We start from the raw sequence: 25603 nt of genomic DNA, 5'->3' as shown, positions 1-25603 counted from the left end.
AGCAGCATAGAAGCCATATCGAAGAAAGAGATTACAGAGGAAATGATCATGAGAGAAGCAGTAATAGTATCAACAGCAAGAACACCGATTGGTAAAGGTTATCGCGGTGCATTTAATATGACTACGGCGCCAACATTAGGCGGTCATGCTATTAGTCATGCGGTAGAACGTGCCGGCATTGATGGCAGTGAAGTTGATGATGTCATCATGGGTTGTGCGATGCAACAAGGCACATCAGGCTTAAATATTGGCCGTTTAGCGGCACTTGCCGGCGGTTTACCAACGTCTGTTAGTGGTATGTCACTTGACCGTCAATGTTCATCAGGTTTAATGGCTATCGCTACAGCGGCTAAGCAAATTATTCATGATGGTATGGATATTACTATTGGTGCGGGTTTAGAGTCTATCTCATTGGTTCAGAACGAACATGTAAATACCCACATGGCTGTTGATAAAAATCTAGTGGCACTGCATAAAGATATTTATATGAATATGCTGCAAACGGCTGAAATCGTAGCTGAGCGTTATGGCATAAGTCGTGAACGTCAAGATGAATACGGTTTATTAAGTCAAAATCGTACAGCGGAAGCGGTTGCTGCCGGTCGTTATGATGCTGAAATAGTACCGATGACAACGACTAAAGCGGTTATGGATAAAGAAACGAAAGAAGTTTCCTATCATGAAGTAACTATTTCTGCGGATGAAGGTCTTAGAGCAACAACATTAGATAGTTTAACCAACCTTAGAACGGTAATTGACAATGGTGTTATTACCGCGGGTAATGCCAGCCAGTTATCTGACGGTGCATCTGCTTGTGTACTCATGGAAGCTAAAGTAGCAGAGGCCAAAGGTCTTAAACCACTGGGTCGTTACATGGGTATTTCAATGGCTGGTTGTGAACCAGATGAAATGGGCATAGGACCGGTATTTGCTGTACCAAAATTATTAGCACAACACGGTCTTACTGTTGATGATATCGGTTTATTTGAGCTCAACGAAGCGTTTGCCGTACAAGTTCTTTATTGTGCCGATACCCTTGGTATTCCAATGGATAAATTGAATGTTAATGGCGGAGCAATTTCAATTGGTCACCCATATGGCATGAGTGGCGCCCGTATGGTTGGTCATGCATTGATCGAAGGTAAACGTCGCGGTGTTCAATATGTTGTTATCACTATGTGTGTTGGCGGCGGAATGGGCGCAGCAGGCTTGTTTGAAGTACTTTAAACTCCGGTGTTTAAGAAATTTCCCCTGAATAAATCATCTACCATAAGTTATTAAAAAAATTCAGATTTTAGTGACTTATCAAAGTGATTTAGTAAAGTGACTTATTTAAGGGAAAGACTAAAAACGTAGCTCATATAGCTACGTTTTTTTATGGCTTTTTTTTGTTGAACCTTATCGATAAAGTGGTTGTTCGCATAGCCATTCTAGAAAAGAAAACTTTAAACCGTACTTATTGTTTTACTTAAAAATTTATCCTGTGAGCTGTCGCTAAGGCGACATGCTTTTTGGTTAACTTATGCCAATGTGTGGCTAAGCTACTAAAAAGGAACGCTCTGTGATGTTAAAATCTTCTTCAACATTAATTGTTATATCGACACTCTATTTATCAAGTCTAGTGTCTTTGAGTGCGGCCGCGCTAAGTGATTCCTCTGTGAATGTCTCAGAGGTTGATCACCAAGTGGTGACCATTTGGAGTCATGGTATTCGCTTAGAAGGGGATATTTATAAACCTAAAGGACTTAAGGCTGATGATAAATTACCGGGAATTTTAATGGTGCCTGGTTGGGGTGGCAACAAAAAAAATATTGAAAAAAACTATGCACCACATTTTGCCAAAAAAGGTTTTATTGTGCTCAGTTTTGATTTTAAAAGCTGGGGCCAAAGCGATGGCCCAGTAGTATTAGATCAAAAGATGGCTACCACAGACAAAGCCGAAGAGATCAATGTAAAGGTTACTCATATCCGCCAAATTATTAACCCACTATCTATGGTCGAAGATGTTCGTGCGGCGCTACATTTTCTCGGCAGTGAACCACAAGTAATGCCTAATGATTTAGGTATTTGGGGTACCAGTATGGGCGGTGGCCTTGCGCTTGTTGCCGCGGCGAATGATGATCGTGTTAAAGCCTTGGTCAGTCAATTGGCACCTTTTAATTACAAGTACAATTTAAGAGTGATCCCTGATCAACAAATGCGTCAAGTAGAAGCGATGGTTGCACGTGGCATTATCCCGCCTTATCCAGGTCCAAAAAGTAAAGTAAATCCAATGTTAAGAGGTTTTCCAGACTGGGTGGCGATGAAGCGTTTTGACCCTATGTTGCATGTCGCTGACTTAACCGCAGCAACGTTAATTATGGATGTTAAAGACGAGAAATTATTTGAGAATAAAGAAAACGGTAAATTAGTTTACGACTCAATTAAAGATCGTTTAGCAAGTCGTTATCTTACTTTTCCTGGTGAACACTACGACATGTATAAAGGCGATAACTTGAACAAGGGCAGAGCAGAAGCAATACAATGGTTCACTCAGTACCTGCAAAAGTAACGTCGCTATTTTTAGTGCCGTTATTCGGTACAGTTATTCGGTGATGTAATTTAGTTCGGATCTTTAGTTCGGGCGTTTAATACGGAAATACTTAGTACGGAAATGAGTCGTTCGGAAATAATGAGTACGGCCAAGCAATTGCCGTACTCATTAAGGGCTGTAATACCTGTTACAGCTCACCATAACCACTACTTGCGATAACACCACCGTCTAACACTAAGGTGTGTCCCGTCATCCAACTTGATGCTTGTGAAGATAAATAAATGGCAGTACCGGCAATATCTTCAGCTTGACCTAAGCGCTCTTTTGGTACCATTTTTTTAGCAAATAGCGCTTCTTGATCGTTAACGAGGTACTTGGTTAATTTGCTCAAGAAAAATCCTGGCGCAATGGCATTAATGTTTATATGGTCTTTAACTAAGTCTGCAGCAAGATGACGTGTCATTTGTATAACCGCCGCTTTACTGGCCGCGTATGAATAGTTATTGGTGCGTGGGTTGTTGATACCATTAATTGATGCAATGTTAATGACTCGCGCGGGTCTGTCGCTGCTTGCTGAGGCCGATAGTAAGGGTAATAACTTTTGGGTGACAAAAAAGGGTGACTTGGCATTTAAGTTCATTACTTTATCCCAACCTTGTTCTGGAAAGTCTGCAAAAGGTGCTCCCCAAGCAGCGCCGGCGTTGTTGACCAAAATATCGAGTTTGCTTTCATGTGAGTTAAGGGTCTTCGCAAATTCTTCAATACCAGCCAGTGTCGATAAATCAGCAACGACAGCAATGCATTCACCTAAGGTATTGAGCTCTTTTGCTGTCGCGTTGAGTTCCTCTTTGTTACGGGCACTAATGTAGGTTTTAACGCCATTTTCAACTAAACCACGGGCTATCATTGCACCTAAACCACGTGAGCCGCCAGTAACGACGGCAACTTTACCAGAGAGAGAAAATAAGTTTTTCATGATGTTTTTACCTTTTTATTGGGTTATTGCTAAGTAATTACGGGTGAAGGTTAAATTAACGTTAGATAATTACTTGCTTATTTGTCAGAGCCTAACCACAGAGAAAGAACAGGGGTTAGTTGCTGATCTAACCTTTGATAGGCGTTATCGGTTAAGTGTAATCCGTCTTCTACAAACCATTTTTCATGGTTAGCGATATAGTGATTGAAGTTAAAGTAATCTAGGTTGCTGTATTTGTGATTGCTATTGTGGCTTGAATTACTGTCATTGATAAAATCTTTAATTTGATGATTAATTTCATCAATTATATCGAGTTGCCCGGCATCTTCTTTTTGAGGGCATTTCATTATTGAAAAATAGCCTATCTTGGCGCTTGGTTGTAACCGGGTTAATTGTGTTAACAGCGCTTTGATATTTTCAATCGTTTGCCTAGGAGATACGCCATAGATCAAATCATTACTACCGCAATAAACTAAGTAGCTCTTTGCTTGGGGCAGCGTATTTAAGTCACTATCACGCCAATATTGGCTTTGACTACCGCGAACCGCCTGATTAGAAACGCTAAGCGGCGGCCAATGAGGTTGTTGCCAAAACTCAAAGATGCTGCTGCCAATCATCACTATATCGACCATATTACTTGTCGCTCAGTTATTACTTAGTTATTGGTCATGTATGGAATAGTTATTGCTCAGCTATGAAATAGTTATCGAGCAGCAGCTATTGCTTAAATATCAGCGGCCAACCAAGCCGCTTGGTTGATAGCACGCTTTGCATCTAACTCAGCAGCAACATCAGCGCCACCTATAATATGAACGGGTTTATTAAAATTACTATCGTTGAGCTGATGATATAGGCTTTTATTAGGTTGTTGACCGGCACAAAGCACTACATGATCAACTTCAAGTAGCTGTGGCATGCCATCAACTTTGATGTGTAAACCAGCATCATCAACTTTGTCATATTCAACGTTAGCTATCATGGTTACTTTTTTGTGTTTCAAGCTAGCACGATGGATCCAACCTGTGGTTTTACCCAAGTTTGCTCCTACTTTTGATGCTTTGCGTTGCAGTAAGTAAATTTCTCTTGGGCTCGGGGTGATTTTTGCTGGCGATAAACCACCATTGCCGCTGTTGGTTAAATCAATGCCCCATTCATCGGCAAAAAGCGCTTTGTTTAACGCCGGCGACTCACCTTGATGACTTAAATATTCAGCGACATCAAAACCAATACCACCAGCACCAATAAGTGCCACCGACTTACCGATAATTTTTGATTTATTGAGAACATCGACATAACTGACCACTTTTTCATGATTTATGCCGACAATATCTGGCGTTCTCGGCGTTATTCCTGTGGCAATGATCACTTCATCAAAAGCCACTAAGTCTTCTACCGTCGCTAGGGTATTGAGTTTAATGGTTACCTTTAAACGGGCCAGTTGCTTAGTAAAATAACGCAGGGTTTCAAAAAACTCTTCTTTGCCAGGAACTTGCTTGGCTAAATTGAATTGGCCACCAATTTCAGCGCCTTTATCAATAAGGGTAACCTTGTGGCCTTTTTCTGCTGCGTAGGTCGCAAAAGCTAAACCGGCAGGACCCGCGCCAACAACGACGATGTTTTTGGGCTGAGTAACGGTGAGAAAGTTTAACAAGGTTTCATTGGCAGCACGGGGATTAACCAAACACGAGGAAATTTTATGCTCAAAAGTATGGTCAAGGCACGCTTGATTACAGGCAATACACGTATTGATGAGCTCACTTTGATTAGCGGCGGCTTTATTAATGAAGTCTGGGTCGGCTAAGAAAGGGCGGGCCATTGATACCATATCAGCACAATTATCCACCAGTAGTTGCTCGGCAACTTCTGGGGTATTAATACGGTTGCTGGTAATAACCGGAATATTCACTTGCGCTTTTATTGCTTTGGCTAGTTGCGAAAATAATGACCGTGGTACTGAGGTGGAAATTGTCGGAACTCTTGCTTCATGCCAACCAACCCCTGAATTGATCAGGGTAGCGCCTGCTTTTTCAACCGCTTTAGCTAATAAAATGACTTCTGCTTGCGAACTACCGCCTTCAACTAAGTCGATCATCGATAACCGATAAATAAGAATAAATTTTTCACCAACCGCTGCGCGTACTTTGGCGATAATCTCTAAAGGTAAGCGAATACGGTTTTGGTAACTGCCGCCCCATTTATCATCGCGCTGATTAGTCCGCTTAGCGATGAATTGGTTAATGAAGTAACCTTCAGAGCCCATAATTTCAACACCGTCATAACCTGCTAGCTGAGCAAGTTTGGCACAGCGAACAAAATCGTTAATTTGTTGTTCAACTTCATCGCTAGTTAAGGCTCTTGGCGGAAAAGGGTTAATTGGCGCTTGTATTGCACTGGGCGCAACTAATGAAGGATTATAGGCATAGCGACCGGCATGGAGAATTTGCATGCAAATTTTACCCCCGGCATTATGCACCGCATCGGTTATTATTTGATGTTTTTTGGCATCTGCCTCGGTGGTCATTAAAGCCGCGCCTTTTGCTACCGCACCTTCAGGATTTGGGCCAATACCACCAGTGACTATCAGTCCAACGCCTCCTACGACCCGCTCTTTATAAAAAACGGCCATGCGCTCAAAGCCATTTTCAGTTTCTTCAAGGTTGGTGTGCATAGAGCCCATCAAGCTTCTGTTTTTGATAACGGTAAAGCCAAGATCTAAAGGGGACAGTAATTTAGCAAAAGTCATAGTGTTTTTTTATTCATTGAGTCGATAAAAGCCACTATAGAATACTTTTAGGTACTTTAACATACCGCAAGGTCAAATTGTTTTGTGTTTATCTTTATTTTGTTCAACACTTTACTTAAAACATTCCATAAAGCATAACTTGAGACATGCTTTTATAGAGTGCTTAGAAGAATTTTCCCTGCCACTTTTTACCACGAAAGTAGCGTGTCATAAAAATAGCCTTAATCAAGAAGTCTAGCCCAGTTAAAACGAAGAGTGCTTCTACTGGATAACCTTGACGAATAAAGATATAGGGTAGGGCAATACGAACGAGCAATAGGGTGATAACCGAAACAATAAGTGGATAGGTAGTTTCACCTGCGCCGCGAATGGCACCGCCAATAGTAAAGTCGGTTGCTATTAATGGCATAGAAAAGCCAATAATGAGCAAAAACATGGCGGTATAACTTTGCACATTGACGTCTTCGGTTAATAGCGCCGCGATGTTTTGATTAAAGAAGATAAAGATAATACCAAAGAGCGACATAAAGCAGATGCAAAGTCGCCATGCTCGCCAAGCCTGCTGATAAGCTAAATCAGGCTCACCACGGCCAAGGTGTTGGCCAACGATAATGGCGCCAGACATCGAAAAAGCTAACGAGGTTATCAATATTAACGTCAGGACATTAAGTCCGAGACCATAAGCGGCGAGTACATCACTGCCATACGTTGCAATGGCAATGGTGAAAATAACGAAGCCTATTTGCAATAACAGTTGCTCTAAAGCACTCGGAATGCCAACTTTTAAGAGTAAGCGGATTTTTGCTTTGTAATTGCTCTGTATGGGGTAATAAATTGCCAGGTGGTTTTTACGCCATAAAATGCCGTATAAAATGAGCGTGCATGCCGAGCCGATTACCCCGCCGATAATTAAACCTTCAACGCCTAAATTGGGCAATCCAAAAGAGCCGTTACTTAACAGGTAACAGCCAACGGCATTGCCGACACTACTGATGATTGCAAGCATCAGTGGATGAAAAGCATCGCCCGTTGCTCTTAACGATGTCGCCATAATAATATTAAGAGAATAGATAGGACTAAAGAGGCAAACCCATTTTATCAAAGCAATGGAGAGTGCTTGAGTCTCGACATTCATGCCAAACAAATTAGTTAACTGCTCAGCAAAGAGATAACAAGTAAGCGCTAGTGTTATTGAAAGTATAAGACTTAATAACAGAGCACTTTGAAAAGCTTGGCTAGTGCGTAATTGCTCATTAGCACCGACGCTTCGGGATATTATTGCTGAAACACCGGCAGATAATCCAAAGAGCGAAGCTTGCAGTAAGAAAAATATGCGTTGGCTTACCGTAACTGCAGCCGTGGCTTCAGTGCCAAATTGTACGGCGAGGATTATTTGAATAAAACCAACGGATGCTAACAGTAAATTGGCAATGGTTGTCGGCCATGCTAACTGCCATATACTTGGCGGTACAAAGGGTTGGTTAGCTTTTGGCGGGTGAATTTCACTTGCAGAACTACTTACCGAACTATCTACCGAGTTATTTCCTGAATCAGTGGATGATGAACTTGAGGACGGAGTCAAAACGAGGCCAATTGTTTATCGGTCACGGTTGCCCAAAACTCTATTTCTTCTAACGGTATGGTTTCGATATAAGTTTTATGGTGATCAAAAAACATTATGTCAGCAGAGTGTTCACCTGTTTTATCAATTAGCTTGGGCCATTTACCATCGGCATTATTTGGCGTGCCAAAATGGGCAAAGTTCCCCCAGTATGTTTGTATTTCAGTGACTAATTCAGCGACACGAGGCTCATCACCGTGGAAAGTACTTGAGATATTATTAAACACTAAGCCTAAGTCAGTAATATGAGTACAGCGGAGCGTTGGAATCACTGTTTTTCTGCCTAACTTATAACGATAGGCTTCACCACCGGCAGTTATCTGTGCATTAGCTAAACGATAACTTGGCTGAGTAAACCAAAATTCTGTTAACGTTTCACTCAACAGGTTTTGCATAGAGGGTTCAATATGACGCTTTTTACATTGCTTGCTCATTAATGCCTTAGTGCTAGCAACTTTATCTTTACCCATAAGTGAAGTTAACCAATGGTCCAAGACACTTTCCTCGCTAATGTTTTGCTTAAGCATAGCAGCAAATAGCGTCCACTCATCGGTATTAGAGCCAGAAATAATGGGAATATTTAATGCACAACCCTGTTTAATTGCCTCATAAGGCGCTAAAGGCAAATCAGCGTCTCCGACGACGGGCTTAAAGGGCAATATACCAAATTTACGGTAAATTTCAGGTCGGGCAGTTAAGTGCGCTTGGATGCTTAGAATTTGTGTAGTGGTTAATTGTTGTAATTGCTGAGCTAATTGTTTTGGTTCCAGTTGCGAGGCCAACAAACCTAATGCATTTGCACTGTTCAAAAATTCTTTAGCTACTTCATTGGCTTGTTCAACAGTATTGAAAGTATGCCCGGCACCACTTTGCATTATCACCTTATGAAATAAACCTTTCGCTTTAGGCATGGCAAGTAAGCAGGCAATACTCATAGCACCCGCTGATTCGCCGAATAAAGTGATGTTATTTTTGTCTCCGCCGTAATTATGTATATTTTCTTGTAACCAACGCAGCGCAAGAATTTGGTCTTCAAGCCCTTCATTACCCGTTGCAGCAATTTCTTGGTTGCTAATATCTTTTAAACGAAGAAAACCCAGCGCTCCTAAGCGATAATTTAAGGTGACGACAAGGCAATTGGTGGCTTTCGCTAAATGGCTGCCCTCATAGATAGGTAATGAACCTGAGCCAATGGTAAAACCACCACCATGAATCCAAACCATGACAGGGCAGGGCTGAGCACTATCTACCAGAGAATTTACCTGAGATCCTGGCTTTGATTGCGCGGTTAACTTACTTCTATATATGTTGAGGTTTAAGCAATCTTCACTTTGATTATCAATAAGTGCCAGTGACATGAGCAGATCATGGTCATTAGCTAATTGCGGGGCAATAGCACCGTATTGCACTTGATGGGTTGATATAACCTTAGCGCTAGGTGCTAGGCTTTGTCTTGACCACCGAGTATTTTGTTGTGGAGATTCACTGTAATCAATCGCCAAAAAACGCTCTGTATTTAATAATGGCGCTGTAACCTTCACATGAGTGCATGGTTTGAGCTGATTGCTTTTACTCTTTTTCATAAATAAACCTTAAATACAGAAAAACTACAAGGTTAAATAAAATACCACCGGGTCAAATGTAGGGCAAGTGTTTATTGGTGTTGGCAGGTTTTAGCCATTAAAACAGACAAAATAATAACGTTTTTTAGTGAATTAATTCTTGTAAGTCAAAATTACATACTGTAAGTTCAAATTACAAATTATGATCTAAATCAACAAATACCATTATTAATGATTGATGGTTAAAGAGCGAATTAAGATGATTAAATTAAGTTTTCTAACTAAAGTCTCCTACGGTGTAGGGCAGATGTCCCAGGGGGTTAAAGACACCGCCTTCCAATCTTTTCTGGTTTTTTATTTTAGTCAGGTACTGGGTTTACCCGCAATTATGGCTGGACTCGCCGCCTTAATTGCCTTGTTATTTGATGCCGTATCCGATCCGCTGATGGGCGATATTTCAGATAATTGGCACTCAACCTGGGGACGCAGACATCCCTTTATGATTGCCGCTATTATTCCATTCCCATTATCCATCTATATGTTGTTCACACCGCCAACGGGTTTAGAGCAACAAGGTTTGTTTCTTTGGTTGGTCTGTTGGTCAATTGTCGTTCGACTGATGTTAACCATGTTTAATGTGCCGCATAATGCTTTAGGGGCAGAGTTGAGTGATGACTATCAAGAGCGTACTAAAATTGTCAGTTATCGTACCTTCTTAGGTTATATCGGTGGCATTACCTTATCAGTTGTCGCATTAAATTCGTTCTTTTCTGCATCAGAGCAATTCCCTAATGGCATGTTAAATAGTGCTGGTTATAGCTCTTTAGGCCTACTAGCAGCGGTAATCGCCTTTGTTGCTATGATTATTTGTGTGTTGGGTACCAAACACACCATCCCGCATTTATCTAAACCAGCTAAAAATGAAAAGAAAGTAGATTTTTCTCGTAGTTTTAAAGCTTTTTCACAAGCACTGAAGTTAAGACAATTTCGTTTGATATTTATTGTTCAAATACTAACCATGGTTGCGGGCGGTGCTGGCGCGACGTTCATGCTTTATATAGGTAGTTACTTCTTTGAGTTATCTCCTGGTGAAATTGCACTATTAACACTAACCATCGTGGTAGGGCTTATTCCTGCGACAATTATTGCTCCGGTAATGTCAAAACGTATTGATAAGATGCCAAGTCTTGTAACTTGTTTATTACTGGCTACCGTCTTTAGTTTTAGTCCCATTCTTTTACGCTTAATTGGCGTTTTTCCTGAAAATGGCGCCGAATCCTTAATGCCGGTTTTATTTTCAACCTATGTTGTTGGTTATAGCTTCTTTATTGCCGCAGGCATCATTATCGGTTCAATGTTAGCGGATATTGCTGACTTACATGAAACAACGACTAAGAAGCGTCAAGAGGGGTTGTTTTTTGCAGCCAACTCCTTTGCGCAAAAAGCGACCTTTGGTTTTGGTACCTTATTCGCAGGCATAGGCTTACAGCTGATTGCTTTTCCAAAACAAGTTGATGTATCACAAGTCAGCGAGCAGACCATTTATAACTTAGGGTTAATTGCCGGCCCATTGCCCATGTTGATTTATTTTATCGCCGCTTTTCTAGCGACTAAATATGATCTTAATAAAAGTAGACATGAAGAAATTAGCGCGCAACTAGCATTTCAAAGAAATAATTAATAAAGACAGAATTATCAACGAGTTAAATAATAAAGTTCAATAAGAAAAAACTAACAACCAATAATAATAATAATTTAATTAACAACTGGGGAATAGCCATGAGTATTACTAAGTGTTCAAAAACATCTTTTAAGTTAGCACCATTAACCTGCGCTTTTATCGCAATGGGACTTTCAGCGAGTATTAACGCTGAGGAAGCGGTTGAAGAAAAAGCGACAGGCATCGAGGTGATTGAGGTTACTTCCACAAAACGTATCACCACCTTAATGGAAACTGGACAAGCGGTTAGTGCCTTTAGTGCCGACGATATGTTAGAGAAAAATATCACCAATGCACAAGACTTGGTTCAATACACACCCTCTTTAGTTATCACGGGTAATAAAGTGGCAATTCGTGGTGTTGGACGTGCCAATAATGCCCTCGGCTCAGATCCGGGTGTTGGTATCTATGCTGACGGTGTTTACAGCACTGAAAACGGTATTTTTGATTACTGTAATTTCTGTGATGTGGAACGTGTAGAAGTATTACGTGGTCCTCAAGGAACACTTTATGGCCGTAACTCTGTAGGTGGTGCTATAAACATAATCAGTAAAAAACCAGAGCAATACTTTGGCGGTTATCTTAATGCCGAATTTGGTAATGATGGTTATCAAGTACTTCAAGGACAAGTTACCGGTCCATTAGGTGAAACATTCTCAGCTATTGTCACTGTTTCAAAGAAACTTCGTGATGGCATGCAAGAAAACTTAGCCGTAGGTCTTGAAGATTTAGATACTACAGATCGCACGTACTACTCTGGTACCTTAAAAGGTGATTGGACAGATAATTGGTCAAGTTCAGTGAGTTATATGAATCACAAACGTGATGAGATACCAGCGACAGCGTATTTAAAAGATAATTACCAAACTGACTTTGTCAACGGTAGTGCCGTTAATTTTCCGGGTATGTTTCCTGGCGCAACGGCGGTAAACCATTTAGCAGGTTATGGACTTACTAACCCAGCGGTAGCAGATATCAGTCAAACTAACGTCGATACCATAGGTCATATAAAGTCGACTTCTGAACGTTTTACTTTTGTTAATGATATTTCATTTGGTGATTTAGACCTTAAATATACTTATGGTCAATTCGATTATGAATATGATTTATTACAAGATGGTGATGTTACTAACGCTGCTTACGGCGGTATGGATGTTTCGATGATGTATGCTCAACTGGGCGCACCTTATATGCTTGATCCAGCGTCAGGTTATACCAAAGGTATTACTCTAGCGTCTGACATGACCACAAGTACGATGCAAACAGGTGAATCTACATCACACGAATTACAGTTAGTCTCTAATTACAGTGGTAACTTAAACTTTATTGCTGGTTTGTATTATTTCAATAATAAAGAAAGCCAGTACAATGACTATGTTGAGCGCGGTTATGGTTTAATGCAAGGTGATGCAATACAAAGAGCTTATGGTGGAGCTACCGATACAGGCGAAATATTAGGATGGGCACCAGCAGGATATTACCCAGTTAGTTTGTATAAAGCCTACTCAGACATGTTAGGTGGCGCCCCTTATGAAGCAACCGGTGAAGATGGCGGTTACTTGTTTTATACCCAAAATAACTTAGAAACCACGTCAACCGCTATTTATGGTCAACTTGAATATAACTTAACGGATGATTTAACCATTACCACTGGCTTACGTTATTCGACAGATGAAAAAGAAGGTAGTGATGAAGTTTTTGCCTACTTAGGGTTAGCTAAAACAGCACATACAGTTAAAGATGACTGGAGCAAAACAACTTGGCGCGTACAAGCTGATTGGACTATCGATAATGATAGCTTCTTATACGCTTATGTCGCCACAGGATATCGTTCAGGGGGCTTTAACTTAGGCTCTCCAACGCTTGATGATCCCGATGTAGTAGACCCAGAAGAGTTAACCGCTTATGAAATTGGTTACAAACGTTCTTTATGGGAAAACCGAGTAAATTTAACCGCTGCTGCTTATTACTACGATTACACTGACCTACAAGTTACCTCAACGATCATTGAAGCAGGTAAGCCCGTCACCGCTTTTGACAATGCCGCTGAAGCTTCGATTACCGGTTTGGAATTAAGCATTGATATGCTAATCACTGATAATCTTATGCTCAATTCATCATATTCTTTCAATAAGTCTGAATATGATGACTATTCTGCAGTAGATTCAACTGCTTGTACCATATTAGGCGAATGTGAAGTTCAAGACTTGACCGGTAATCAGTTGAACATGGCGCCAGAAAGTAAGTTCAGTTTAAACCTTATTCAGTTTGTTGAATTAGGCGATATGGGTATGCTGTCATTAAGTGCTGGTTATTCTTGGATTGGCGAACAATACACGCGTTCATTTAACCGAGATGATTGGGATAAAGTTGAAAGCTACGATAACGTTGATGCCCGTATTAGCTGGTCTTCACCAGAAGATACCTATGTTATTTCTGCCTTTGTTAAAAACGCAGGTGATAATCGTGATTTAATTCATAGAAGTGCACCATTCCCTGATACCCGTGGTTCAAGCGGTGAATACACAGACCCCGTAACTTATGCGATACAACTTCGTTATAACTTTGATTAGTTAACAAATAGGCAAAGTTCTTTTAACAGAACTTTGCCACCACTTATTTTTTCAATTGATGATTTCAATTTATTAACTAAATGTATGGTACCAATCAGATTGATTTTTTGATGTCTTAACGAGAAATCAATCCATTTGTTATTAGCTACACCGCCCTGGAATTTTAATGAGTAGTATAAATCTTTTAATTAATTCATGTGCTTGGTTTGATGATGTGCCAGAAGAGGGCCGTGAGACTATCATAAAGTCAGCGCGTTTAAAGCATTATGACAACAAAAAATATCTATACCGTTTGGCACAAGAAAGTGATTTTGTTTATGCCGTGGTATCTGGTTTTGTTCGCATAAAAATAAGCAGCATTGGCGGACAAGAATTTTCAATTACTGAGTTTTCAGCCAATGAATGGTTGGGCGAGCTTGCCCTGACCAATCAACCGACACAAATGTTTGAAGCTCAGGTATTAGAAAACTCCAGCATTATTGAAATCCCTAAACGTGTTGTCCAGGCTGTTGCCGACAAATATCCGGTTATTTATAAGAATTTATTTCTCTTTCAGGCAAACCGTACTTTGAAAATGTCTGAGCTGCTTGGCGGCATGTTGTTTTATCCTTTAGCCGCGCGCTTGGCGGGACGAATTTTATGGTTTGCTCGTCATTATGGTAAAGAAACCGAAAATGGTGTGCTCATTAATAAAAAAATGAGTCAGCAAGAACTCGCTGAATTGACCATGGGCTCTAGACAACGAATTAATAAAACCCTGAAAGAATGGGAGCGGGCAGGTATCTTGGCCATTCAAGGACAGCAGTATTTTATCAAGGATATTCCCGCATTAAGAAAAAAAACACAGATAAAAAATGATTAATAAGCTAGCAACCTTTTACTACATGTTAAAGCAGTTTTAAAGACATATTAAAGAAATTTTGGATAACCCAGTGTTACTTGAATACAAGCGTTTCAATACTGTCAGCCAGTATCAGTAAATCACTTCGAGTAGGCAATATCACCAATAGGTAAAGTTATGAGTAAACAAAACCAAGCTATCACTAACAACACAAACGTCGAACATTTCGACGTTATGATCATCGGCGCCGGCATTTCAGGTCTGGGCAGTGCTTACCACTTAAAAGATCAAAATCCAGATAAAACTTTTTGTGTACTCGATGGTATGGAAAGTTTTGGTGGTACTTGGCATATGCATAAATACCCGGGCATACGCTCTGATAGTGATTTATTTACCTTTGGTTATCGCTTTAAACCTTGGACAGGTAAACCTATTGCGACCGGCCAAGAGATCATGACCTACTTGCAAGAAGTTATTGATGAAAATGATTTAGCACCACATATTCGCTACAACCACCATGTATCAACGGCAAAATGGTGTAATAAAGCCCAGTTATGGACCATTACGGCCTTAAATAAAGCCACACAAGAGACGCACGTTTTTACCGCTAACTTCTTATGGATGTGTCAGGGTTACTATAAACACGAAAAAGGGTACACGCCGAAGTGGGATGGCATGGATAAATTTGAAGGTGAACTAATTCACCCGCAAACGTGGCCTGAAGACTTAAACTACCAAGATAAAACTGTCGTTGTTATTGGCTCAGGAGCAACCGCGGCAACACTGGTGCCCAATATTGCCGATGAGACTAAACACGTTACGATATTACAGCGTTCACCGACTTACTTTTTCCCACGTAAAAATGAAAACCCGTTAACCGATCAGTTACGCGCCCTTAATATCGATGATAAATGGATACATGAAATTTCTCGTCAACAAATATTACAAGAACAAGAGGGCTTTATAAAAACAGCGCAAGCCTATCCCAATGAAGTGAAGAAAGCCTTGATTGACACGGTACAAGAGCATTTAGGCGGAGATTTTGATGTCGCTAAGCATTTTACCCCTGATTATAATCCGTGGCGCCAACGTATCGCCGTCGTGCCTGATGGTGATATTTTCGCGGGTATTCGCTCGGGTAAAGTGAGTATCAAAACCGATGAAATAGAATGTTTTAACAAGCAAGGTATTTTACTCAAATCAGGTGAGCAACTTGAGGCCGATATTATCGTTTCTGCGACTGGTTTTAATTTAAGTGTCTTAGGTGGAATTGAGTTTTCTGTGGATGATAAAGTGGTTGATTTTTCACAGACGGTTGGCTATCGCGGCATGATGTTTACCGGCATTCCAAACATGACTTGGGTGATGGGATATTTCCGCGCGAGTTGGACTTTACGTGTCGATTTAATTGGTGATTTTGTTTGTCGTTTACTTAGGCACATGGATGATAAACAGGTGAAACAAGTGACCATGACTTTACGTGAAGAAGATAAAGATATGGAGTTATTACCTTGGATTGATACTAAGGAATTTAACCCCGGTTATATGATGCGCTCAATGCATTTATTGCCTAAGCGTGGTAGTAAAGCCGACTGGCAGCATAGCCAAGATTATTGGTCTGAAAAAGAAGTACTACCCAAGGTTAATTTAGATGATGAGTTGTTTTCTTATAAGTAGTTATCGTTTGAATAGTAAACATTTCGGTAACGCGTAACCACCTATCCTTTTGTAAATTAGGAAGTATTTTGATTTTCATTGATAAAAAAATAAACGCCAATGGCATTAGTATAGCCTATCAAATTCATGGTGATGAACAAAACCCTGTCTTGTTATTAGTGCATGGTTTGAGCACTCCTTTAACGGGATGGCCAGTAGAAATGGTTGAGTCTTTAGTTGAAAAGGGCTTTCGCGTTTTACTGATTGATAACCGAGATATGGGGAAATCAGAGCAGTTAAATCATTTAGCGATACCAAATTTATTGTGGACGGTAATCAAAATCAAGTGTGGGTTTTCAGTTAACGTTCCCTACCAACTTGAAGATATGATGTTAGATACTTTGGCATTATTGGATGCCTTAGGCATTGATAAAGTGCATGTGGTTGGCGCTTCTATGGGCGGTATGATAGCCCAATTAATAGCTATTAATCACCCAGATCGTTTACTCAGTTTGACCTCAATTATGTCTACTACCGGCTACAAACAATTGCCCGCTATTGATGTTGAAGTCAAAAGGGCTTTGGCTCAAAAACCGGCCTCTTCGGATTATGAAGATCGTCTTAATTACCACGTTAATAAATGGCGCGCCATTGGCAGTCCACAGTATCCGATAAACGAAACTGACCTTTCTTTAAGAGTAGGTAAACTTTTAGAAAGAGGTATCAGCGGCAAAGGCACCCTTCGTCAAATATTGGCTATTTTGACCGCGCCAGATAGGACCGAGCGATTAAAGAGTGTGCTCACACCAACCTTAGTTATACATGGTGACAGTGATGGTTTAGTCCATCTTGATGGCGGACTCGCGACAGCAACAGCCATTTCAAAAGCAAAATTACAAATTTACCAGGGAATGGGGCACGATTTCCCTATTGAATTAATTCCGAGCATTGTTAACGACATTGTCGAGCATGCTCAAGCAGTGGAGTTTTAATATGAGTAACCAAGACAAGTTTAAACAATACTTTAACGGTAAAGTCGCGGTGATCACGGGGGCCGCCTCGGGTATTGGTAGGGCATTAGCCTTTAAATTAGCTGAGCAAGGTTGCCACTTGGCATTGGCGGATAAAAACTTTGCAGCGTTAAAGACGGTAAAGGATGAATTAAACTCATTTGACATACAGTGTTTGATTGAAGAATTAGATGTATCGGATAATCAGGCTTTTATACATTTTTCTCACCGAGTAAATAATGAATTATCGGGTGTTGATATGCTCTTTAATAATGCTGGCGTGAGTTTAATCGATTCTGTTGAAAATCAAAGTTTGGCAGATTTTCATTGGTTAATGAATATTAACTTTTGGGGCGTAGTGCATGGCTCTCACGCATTTTTACCCTACTTAAAAAAATCACCTAAAGCACATTTAGTCAATGTATCAAGCTTGTTTGGTTTGTTGTCTTTACCATTACAAAGTGCGTATAACTCATCAAAGTTTGCGGTACGGGGTTTTACCGAGTCGTTAAAAATGGAAATGGCCGGTACCAATGTTGCCGTGCATTGTGTTCATCCTGGTGGCATTAAAACCAATATCACTAATAACGCAAAAATATCATCGACTCATGTCTCCAAAAGTAAAATTTTAGCTGACTTTAATAAACAAGCAAAAACCACAGCAGAGCAAGCCGCAGAGGTTATTTTACAGGGCTTAACCAAGAATAAACGCCGAATATTGATTGGTAATGATGCTAAGTTACTTGACCGTATTGTTCGCTGGTTTCCCGCAACGTATGAAAAGATCTTAGGTTTTGAAAAGGGTGTTATCGCCAAGCGTCGGCGTCAATAGTGGTAAATATCACCGGTTAAGTTCACTTAATTGGTGATATTTAGCTACGGTGGCAGAGTAATAAAATCTTATACTGGGTAAGCCACAGACCCTATTCAGTTGTTAATCAAAACGATCCGATTTATGAATAAAAGCCATGCTTGATACGATGGTGTAACTCTGTGTAGTACGTGGTGCCATGGTTAATTTAATTCAGACAGTTAAGCAATGAGGAGTAAAGGCAACATTAAAACGTATCCTGTATCTCATCTAATCGCTGATTTATCTTATCGAGTAGTGGTTTAAATTTATTATCAGCCATTTTTTTATTATAAAAATAAATTCCTATCGCACCTAAGGTGCACAGGACGTAATATATTTTAAGTGAGAAGCTAATATGTAAAGTACCGGTTTCATCCATAGTAGAGCCTGCCGAAATTAAAATTAATCCAAGTAATATAGGTATGATATGCCACCAGACAAAAGTTCTTAATAAATTTAATTGCTCAATCGTTTTTAGTTTTTCCACCTGTAAATAACTTTTCATACTATTATTTTTATCAACCTTGATCATTCTAGCTTTTACTAGTTTATATGGCGTAATTAAACACACATAGATCCAGATACTATAGCCAATTGACTGAACAGAATTTTCTGAATTGAGTAAAAAATACAAAATAAAGGGTAAAAACACGATGGCGGTTGTTATTTCTATTATGTTTTGCTTTTTTACCAACTTATCAATTTTATTTGCTTCCCTTTCCAGTGGCTCACTTGAAAAAGCCAAGCGAATATTATTCTTTTTCTGAGCAACTTCATTCTTCCACTCTACTTTTAGATCATCGAACATCATGACTTTTCTCCAATATATTTGTTTTCATACGACTTTTTTATCCGTTTGATTCGTGCTCTCACCGCACTTGCATTTATTCCCACGACTTCAGCCATACCTTCAGAGGAAATACCATCCAAATACATCATTAAAATATTGGCATCAATATCACCAAGTGTTTTCATAAAATTATTTAAAATATCAGCCTGACAACTTTCTTGACCATATTGCTCCTCTTGAATATTTAGCTTTGACAAGGTGTCATCTAATTCTCTATTTTTGATATTTGTACTGACAAAAGTACAGGCTGTATTTAAAGCTACTTTATAAAGCCATGTTTCCCTTGATGAATTATTTTTAAATGAATCAAAGCTACGCCATAGTTGCAATAAGATTTCCTGATACAAATCTTCAAATTCCTCAGGCGTACAATAACGAGAGACGATGTGACGTATCCGGCCCTGATTACTTTCTATCACGCTATCGAATTCTTTATGCAACTGGTTTATCTCTCATTATGTTAACTGTATTTACTTTAATATGACTCGTTTTAATACATCTAACCCTAAGTTAGTTACATCGCGAGTACCATTCGCTAAAATAACAATCCCAACTTCACTGGATTCATCAAAACCGATAAAACTAACAAAGCCACCAACCATGCCATCGTGTATAACAACTTTTTGTTCATTGTCTGCTGATAATGATAAAACAGGCCAACCTAAGTTGATTTTAGCTCCTTTTTTAGTTGGCATGACATACTTTTCTTGTTGAAAGATAGGTGTTTGATAGGCTTGCATGCGGTCATCTAAGTAAAGCATCATATCGCTCAATGACGAGCTAATTGCGCCTGCGCCAGCCAATGCTTCAGAGAGTCTCGTTGTTTCCGACTTTGTTGACGTTACTAGGCTTCCAGCTCTTCGGTATTGTCCATAACTTTGGACAGTTTTATCTTTATAAGCCGAGCGATTAGTCCGAGTCGCTGTCATATTCAGTGGTAATGCTATTTCGTCAGTAATAAGCTGCGCATAGGATTTACCCTCCAACTCACTAATTAATACACCAAGCAGCCCTACAGCAAGATTCGAGTAACTCGCGTATTGCTCTTTATTTAATTCAGCCGACTGCAAGTAATGATTAACATATTCTGTTGTATAGGGTTCCCAGGCATTAGCAAACCTTAAAACATTGAGTTGCGTTAAAATTGTCGGCCAATTTAAGCCCATCGGTTCACGACTTAACCCTGAAGAATGAGTTGCTAATTGCTGCCAGGTAACTTCGGTTAGCTGAGGGTTTTTCTGGGAAATAGCTTTTGGCAGGTATGGCCCTATTTCACCGGTTAATGGGATATTGTGTTTATCTAGCACCTTAATCATTGCAGCATAGGTAAAGGTTTTTGTTATAGAGCCAATTTCAAAAATTGATTCATCATTAAGCTCAAAGTTATCCTCAGCTGGGCTTTGGCTAAAGCAGGTTGAATAGGTTTGCTTGTCTTTAATAATTCCAACACATAAGTCTCTAATGTCTTGTTCACGAATAAATCTTTCTAATTGCTGATTCGTTTGAGTCGTTAATTGACCAATGTCGCCTTGTTGCCATTGTTTTATGTTAGTGTCTGGCTGCCAGCTCAATCGATAGCCAATAGTAAACATCATCACAACAGCGACAATTGGCAGAGTACGTCTCATGCCTTTTTTCCACTTAGACACCGCCTTATTTTTATTAATAAATTTCTGATATTTTTCATCTGAAATTAATTTAAATTTTCGCCCGACAAAAAAGAAAGCTTTTGCTACAAGTAGCAATAATACAACGTCTATAATTATTCCAATGAAAACTAGTTCTGCAGGAACAAATAGTTCATTTAAGAACCTCAACATGGTGTCTATAATTTCCATAATATTTTTACCTCACTAACAACAAAATAGTCTGTAATTAAACAGTTCTTATAATTAGTCTGTTGCGAAAGGTATTTGTGACATTTGCTTTTAATTTTATTTTCTAGACAAAATATTTATACATTAGTAGGGGAGAGTAAGTTATCAGGCCACCCATGAGAAGTTATCAGGCCACCCATTATAACTTGGTTATATTTCCTTCATTAAACTAGACTTAACTTACCTTAATTAAGTTTGGTGATTATTATGCCTAAGCCTCGCTCGCTCAAGTTATCAGGCCACCCATTATAACTTGGTTATATTTCCTTCATTAAACTAGGCTTAACTTACCTTAATTAAGTTTGGTGATTATTATGCCTAAGCCTCGCTCACAACAAATTAGTTTATTAGATACGCCTTTTTATCACATTTGCAGTCGCACGGTACGAAAGGCGTTTTTGTGTGGGGTAGATAAAGAAACAGGCGTGAGCTTTGAGCATAGGCGTGCATGGATTGAACAGCGTATCTTTCAATTATCTCAAGTGTTTTCTATCGATATTTGCGCCCATGCTGTGATGCATAATCATCTTCACCTCGTGCTTCATGTGGATAGCGAGCAAGTAAAAAGTTGGTCTACAGCAGAGATACTTAAGCGTTGGCACCAGTTGTTCAAAGGCACATATCTCACCAGACAATATCAAAATAAACAAGTCCTTGATAAGTTTCAATTAGCTATGGTTGAAAGTTCAGCTGAAATTTATAAAAAAAGGTTAATCGATATCAGTTGGTTTATGCGTTCGCTTAACGAGCCAATAGCCAGGCAAGCAAATAAAGAAGATAAATGCACAGGACATTTTTGGGAAGGGCGGTTTAAATCACAGGCGCTACTTGATGAGGGTGCTTTACTCTCATGTATGGCTTATGTTGATTTAAACCCAGTACGAGCAAGGATTAGTGATACACCAGAGCAATCAGACTTCACTAGTATTCAATTACGTATCAAGGCTGCAATAACAGGTAAACAACCAACATCGTTATTAGCTTTTACGGGAAATGAACAGCAACACAAAAAAGTAGGTATCAGCTTTAGTTTAAAAGACTACTTAACCCTCGTTGATGAAACAGGTCGTATTGTCCGTGATGATAAACGCGGCGCTATTAGCGCTAAAGCAGAAAATATTCTTGCAAGGCTGCACATCAGCAATGAAAGTTGGTTAAAACTCACTACCGAGTTTGAATGCATCTTCACGGGAGCTGTTGGCACAGCTGAGCACTTATGTGAATTTAGTGAGCATGTCGGTTTGCAACGAGCCCATGGTATAGCCAATGCTCAAGCCTGCTTGAACACGGCATAACTCTTTTTACTCACTTTAATCAGTATAAAAAGTAAAGGTTACCTTAGTGTGACGGGTTTACTGTGTTTTAAATTTGGTGATTTTGTCGATATTAGCCGCAAGTTTTTAGTAGATAGAGATTAACTTGCTAAATATTTTTTTATGCGATGAGTATGCAAGAAATAATAGAAGTATCATCGCGCTGTTATTGTTTGAAGTTAACATGGGTGGCATAGTTAATCTGGTGATTTCTCACTTTAATCAGTATAAAAAGTAAAGGTTGCCTTAGTGTGACGGGTTTACTGTGTTTTAAATTTGGTGATTTTGTCGATATTAGCCGCAAGTTTTTAGTAGATAGAGATTAACTTGCTAAATATCTTTTTATGCGATGAGTATGCAAGAAATAATAGAAGTATCATCGCGCTATTATCGTTTGAAGTTAACATGGGTGGCATAGTTAATCTGGCATAGTTAATCATAATCTGAAGTTAACATGGGTGGCATAGTTCACACTCGGTGGCATAGTTAATCTTGATCGTTTGAAGTTAACATGGATGGCATAGTTCACAAGAGCTGAAGTTTAAAGTGCTCACTTAAATAGTAATAGCGAAATACAATGTTTAAGTAATAATCTATAAAATTTAGATCACTTCAGACATAAAAATGGGATTACGTTAAGTAATCCCATTGATACGCATCAGTTTTTTTAATTTAATTTAAATTAAAATAGAGCTACTTAGCTATACGCACCACTTGCGTAATGAAGCTCATAACTGTGGCTATAAATTGCAGTAAATTAACTAGCAAGGACTATACTCGTTATAATCCGTTAGTCCTTGCTCTGCACCACCAAACAATGTGTCTGGATTGTGAACCGCCAATGGGAAACCATTCTTCATGCGATTTGGCAAATCTGGGTTGGCGATAAATGGGCGGCCAAAACCAACCATATCTGTCACACCATCAGTGATTGCCTGTGCACCTTTTTTATCGTTGTAACGTCCAGCATAAATGAGTACACCTTGGTAGGCTTCTCGAACCGCAGATTTAAACGCTTTTGGCGTTTCTGGTGCTTGATCCCAATCAACTTCAGCGATATGAATGTAAACAACCTTGTGTGTATTGAGCATTACTACGGCAGCGGTGTATGTTTCTACTGGTGTTGTATCTACTGTGCCATTTAATGATGTGAATGGCGCGAGACGAACACCGACACGATCAACGCCAATGACCTCGCTTATTGCGGCAACCACTTCGCTAAGAAAACGTAGTCGGTTTTCGATAGAGCCACCGTACTCATCAGTACGATTATTAGCCTCAGAATCAATAAACTGGTTAATCAAGTAGCCGTTGGCAGCGTGCAATTCAATACCATCAAAACCTGCTTCAATCGCATTTAATGCTGCTTGGCGATATTCACCGATCACTTGTTGAATGTCAGCTTTGGTCATTTCTCGTGGCTCTACCACATCAACAAAACCAGGTTTATCTGTGCCATTATCAATGAAAACTTTTACATTCACTGCTTTTAACGCTGAAGATGAAATAGGCTGTTCACCACCGATATTTTCAGGGTGAGTAACTCGGCCAACATGCCAAAGTTGAGCAAATATAGCGCCGCCTTTTGCGTGAACAGCATCGGTTACTTTTTTCCATCCGGCAATTTGCTCTGGCGTATAGATACCCGGAGTCCAAGCATAGCCTTGGCCCATAGCTGAAATTTGAGTACCTTCAGCTATAACAAGGCCCGCTGATGCGCGTTGAGCATAATAATCAGCCATCATCTGGTTCGCTGAATTACCTGGTTGGCTTGCGCGAGATCGAGTCATTGGAGGCATTACAATACGGTTTTTTAACGTGATCTTACCGAGTTTTATGGTTTGAAATAGTGCATCGTTCATCTTGTTTTTCTCTTATTTTGATAACTGGATCAATTCAATTTGGTAACCGTCGGGGTCCGTAATAAAAGCTATCTGTGTCTTTCCGCCCTTTACAGGTCCTGCTTCACGGGTTACGTTTCCACCGAGTGCTTTGATCTTGTCACAGGCGGCGTAAATATCATCGACGCCTAGTGCAAGGTGACCAAACGCATTGCCAAGATCGTATTGATTTGTATCCCAGTTGTAAGTTAGTTCAATCGTTGAACCTTGCCCTTCGTAACCAACAAATACCAAGGTATAGCGATATTCATTGTTATCTGTTCTGTCGAGTACTTTCATGCCTAATACAGTGGTATAAAAATCGATTGATTGCTCAAGGTCCGTAACTCTTAACATGGTGTGTAAAATTTTATTCATTTGAATGCCTGTCGCGTTATAAATCTTGTTATCATAAATAATGAGGGCAAGGATGGGATTGTTACCTTACTAATAGGCTAATATTTAGCTTAATATCAGCCTATTAAACTACTCGTAATCAGAAGCGTAAGTTTCTTCATAAGAGTGCGAGTAAAGCTCAAATAAATTACCAAACGGGTCTTCTAAGTAAACCATTTTTGCTTGTTTACTGTCGTCTTCTGGGTGGTAGCGCATAATGTCCATACGCACTTTACCGCCATATTGCTCAGTACGCGCAATAGCACCTTCGAAGTCATCTGTTTGAAGACAGAAGTGGAATATACCAAGGCGTGTGAAATCAACTTCGTGACGTTCTTGACGCTCTTTCATTTCAAACATTTCAACACCAATGCCATCAGTCGTAACCAGGTGTGCAATGTTGAAGCCTTTAAAGCCTTCACCAAAAACAGCCACACACATTCTGCCAATGGCAGTTTCACGCTCTTCTTTTACCTTAGTGTTGCCCATTACAATTTTAAGACCAAGCGCTTTAGTGTAAAACTCAACCGCTATATCCATATCGCCAACCATAAGACCTACGTGATTCATTTTCATAATTTACTCCAAACTTAACTGTTTTGAATTTAAGTGTTTAATTCGTGATTTAATTTAATGACGCTATTGTATGGAATATTATATATTAGTTGAAATTATCAATTATAATCATAATGATAATTTATTGTTATGGAACTTGGTGATGCTAAACCCTACATGGTTAAATACGTTTGTAACGCTCGTTGATATGGGGCATTTTACGAAAACGGCAGAAAAGTTATTTATGACTCAGCCTGGGGTCAGCCAGCATATTAGTAAACTTGAAAAAGCATGCGGTCATGCTTTAATTCGCAGAGAAAAAAAGAGCTTCGAAGTAACTGAGCAGGGCAGGTTAGTTTATCAATATGCAGGGCAATTAGTTAAAAATGAGCAAGGGTTAATGGAACTGTTAGCGTTCGACGACCCGCTTTCTGGCGATTGTACTTTAGCTTGCTCTGGTGCACTTGCTCTGATGCTTTATCCTAAGTTATTGGATTTACAAGTTCAGCACCCTCAGCTTGTTGTTAAACTAAAAGCAGCGCCTAATCATCAGATATTAAATGAAATACAAACGGGAATAATTGACCTTGGTATCATCACTGATGCGCCAATCCATAGCCTATTTGATGTAGTGGAGCTTGGCC

Annotated in this window: 21 protein-coding genes; 10 read left to right on the top strand and 11 right to left on the bottom strand. The window is 39.7% G+C overall.

Going from position 1 to position 25603, the window contains the following annotated elements; genetic code table 11:
- Positions 1–48 precede the first annotated feature (48 nt).
- Positions 49–1227: an acetyl-CoA C-acyltransferase gene (locus F580_RS0116400; protein ID WP_019028837.1), complete on the top strand. Its 1179-nt coding sequence runs from the start codon at positions 49–51 to the stop codon at positions 1225–1227.
- A gap of 337 nt (positions 1228–1564) precedes the next feature.
- On the top strand, positions 1565–2551 hold the full coding sequence (locus F580_RS0116395; protein ID WP_019028836.1) for an alpha/beta hydrolase: 987 nt from the start codon (positions 1565–1567) through the stop codon (positions 2549–2551).
- A gap of 169 nt (positions 2552–2720) precedes the next feature.
- Here F580_RS0116395 and F580_RS0116390 read toward each other — a convergent pair whose 3' ends face one another.
- From F580_RS0116390 to F580_RS0116370, 5 genes are all read right to left on the bottom strand, one after another.
- Entirely contained in the window at positions 2721–3509 is a 789-nt protein-coding gene (locus F580_RS0116390; protein ID WP_019028835.1) for an SDR family NAD(P)-dependent oxidoreductase, read from the bottom strand.
- Between the two features lie 77 nt (positions 3510–3586).
- Complete coding sequence (locus tag F580_RS0116385; RefSeq protein WP_019028834.1) at positions 3587–4141, bottom strand: SGNH/GDSL hydrolase family protein; 555 nt, start codon at positions 4139–4141, stop codon at positions 3587–3589.
- Positions 4142–4233: 92 nt separating this feature from the next.
- Positions 4234–6252 carry an FAD-dependent oxidoreductase gene (locus F580_RS0116380; protein ID WP_019028833.1) on the bottom strand — a complete coding sequence of 673 codons (2019 nt, stop codon included), beginning with the start codon at positions 6250–6252 and terminating at the stop codon, positions 4234–4236.
- Between the two features lie 163 nt (positions 6253–6415).
- Positions 6416–7834 carry an MATE family efflux transporter gene (locus tag F580_RS0116375; RefSeq protein ID WP_019028832.1) on the bottom strand — a complete coding sequence of 473 codons (1419 nt, stop codon included), beginning with the start codon at positions 7832–7834 and terminating at the stop codon, positions 6416–6418.
- Complete coding sequence (locus F580_RS0116370) at positions 7831–9456, bottom strand: carboxylesterase/lipase family protein (protein ID WP_019028831.1); 1626 nt, start codon at positions 9454–9456, stop codon at positions 7831–7833. Before F580_RS0116370 ends, F580_RS0116375 begins: the two co-directional genes overlap by 4 nt.
- Before the next feature lie 238 nt (positions 9457–9694).
- Here F580_RS0116370 and F580_RS0116365 point away from each other — a divergent pair, with 238 nt between their 5' ends.
- The 6 genes from F580_RS0116365 (at position 9695) to F580_RS0116340 (ending at position 18067) form a co-directional block, all read left to right on the top strand.
- Positions 9695–11116, top strand: coding sequence for an MFS transporter (locus F580_RS0116365; protein ID WP_019028830.1), 1422 nt, complete (start codon positions 9695–9697; stop codon positions 11114–11116).
- 98 nt (positions 11117–11214) lie between these two features.
- Positions 11215–13728, top strand: a complete 2514-nt coding sequence (locus F580_RS0116360) for a TonB-dependent receptor (RefSeq protein WP_019028829.1) — start codon at positions 11215–11217, stop codon at positions 13726–13728.
- Positions 13729–13894: 166 nt separating this feature from the next.
- Positions 13895–14590, top strand: coding sequence for a Crp/Fnr family transcriptional regulator (locus F580_RS0116355; protein ID WP_019028828.1), 696 nt, complete (start codon positions 13895–13897; stop codon positions 14588–14590).
- A 156-nt stretch (positions 14591–14746) separates the two neighbouring features.
- A complete protein-coding gene (locus F580_RS0116350) occupies positions 14747–16246 on the top strand; it encodes a flavin-containing monooxygenase (protein WP_019028827.1) in 1500 nt (499 codons plus the stop codon).
- A gap of 68 nt (positions 16247–16314) precedes the next feature.
- Entirely contained in the window at positions 16315–17217 is a 903-nt protein-coding gene (locus F580_RS0116345; protein ID WP_019028826.1) for an alpha/beta fold hydrolase, read from the top strand.
- Between the two features lies 1 nt (position 17218).
- Positions 17219–18067, top strand: a complete 849-nt coding sequence (locus tag F580_RS0116340; RefSeq protein ID WP_019028825.1) for an SDR family NAD(P)-dependent oxidoreductase — start codon at positions 17219–17221, stop codon at positions 18065–18067.
- Positions 18068–18293: 226 nt separating this feature from the next.
- On the opposite strand, the gene F580_RS0116335 is transcribed toward F580_RS0116340, so the two are convergent.
- The 3 genes from F580_RS0116335 to F580_RS0116325 are packed head-to-tail and all read right to left on the bottom strand — an operon-like array spanning position 18294 to position 20776.
- Positions 18294–18899: a hypothetical protein gene (locus tag F580_RS0116335; RefSeq protein WP_019028824.1), complete on the bottom strand. Its 606-nt coding sequence runs from the start codon at positions 18897–18899 to the stop codon at positions 18294–18296.
- Positions 18896–19357 carry an RNA polymerase sigma factor gene (locus F580_RS24730; protein WP_245560636.1) on the bottom strand — a complete coding sequence of 154 codons (462 nt, stop codon included), beginning with the start codon at positions 19355–19357 and terminating at the stop codon, positions 18896–18898. The genes F580_RS0116335 and F580_RS24730 overlap by 4 nt, the downstream gene beginning before the upstream one ends.
- 51 nt (positions 19358–19408) lie before the next feature.
- Positions 19409–20776, bottom strand: a complete 1368-nt coding sequence (locus F580_RS0116325) for a serine hydrolase domain-containing protein (RefSeq protein ID WP_019028822.1) — start codon at positions 20774–20776, stop codon at positions 19409–19411.
- Positions 20777–21129: 353 nt separating this feature from the next.
- On the opposite strand from F580_RS0116325, the gene F580_RS0116320 reads away from it, so the two are divergent.
- On the top strand, positions 21130–22110 hold the full coding sequence (locus tag F580_RS0116320; RefSeq protein WP_019028821.1) for a hypothetical protein: 981 nt from the start codon (positions 21130–21132) through the stop codon (positions 22108–22110).
- A gap of 779 nt (positions 22111–22889) precedes the next feature.
- Here F580_RS0116320 and F580_RS0116315 read toward each other — a convergent pair.
- From F580_RS0116315 to F580_RS0116305, 3 genes are all read right to left on the bottom strand, one after another.
- Positions 22890–23990 carry an alkene reductase gene (locus tag F580_RS0116315; RefSeq protein WP_019028820.1) on the bottom strand — a complete coding sequence of 367 codons (1101 nt, stop codon included), beginning with the start codon at positions 23988–23990 and terminating at the stop codon, positions 22890–22892.
- A gap of 12 nt (positions 23991–24002) precedes the next feature.
- Positions 24003–24386, bottom strand: a complete 384-nt coding sequence (gloA, locus tag F580_RS0116310) for a lactoylglutathione lyase (protein ID WP_019028819.1) — start codon at positions 24384–24386, stop codon at positions 24003–24005.
- Between the two features lie 108 nt (positions 24387–24494).
- Complete coding sequence (locus F580_RS0116305) at positions 24495–24980, bottom strand: VOC family protein (protein WP_019028818.1); 486 nt, start codon at positions 24978–24980, stop codon at positions 24495–24497.
- Positions 24981–25122: 142 nt separating this feature from the next.
- Here F580_RS0116305 and F580_RS0116300 point away from each other — a divergent pair.
- On the top strand, positions 25123–25603 hold a 481-nt coding region (locus F580_RS0116300; RefSeq protein WP_019028599.1), incomplete at its 3' end, for a LysR family transcriptional regulator.

The organism is Colwellia piezophila ATCC BAA-637 (assembly GCF_000378625.1).
Lineage (GTDB): Bacteria > Pseudomonadota > Gammaproteobacteria > Enterobacterales > Alteromonadaceae > Colwellia > Colwellia piezophila.
Note: the sequence above shows the minus strand (reverse complement) of the source record. Positions and strands in the feature narration are given on the sequence as shown.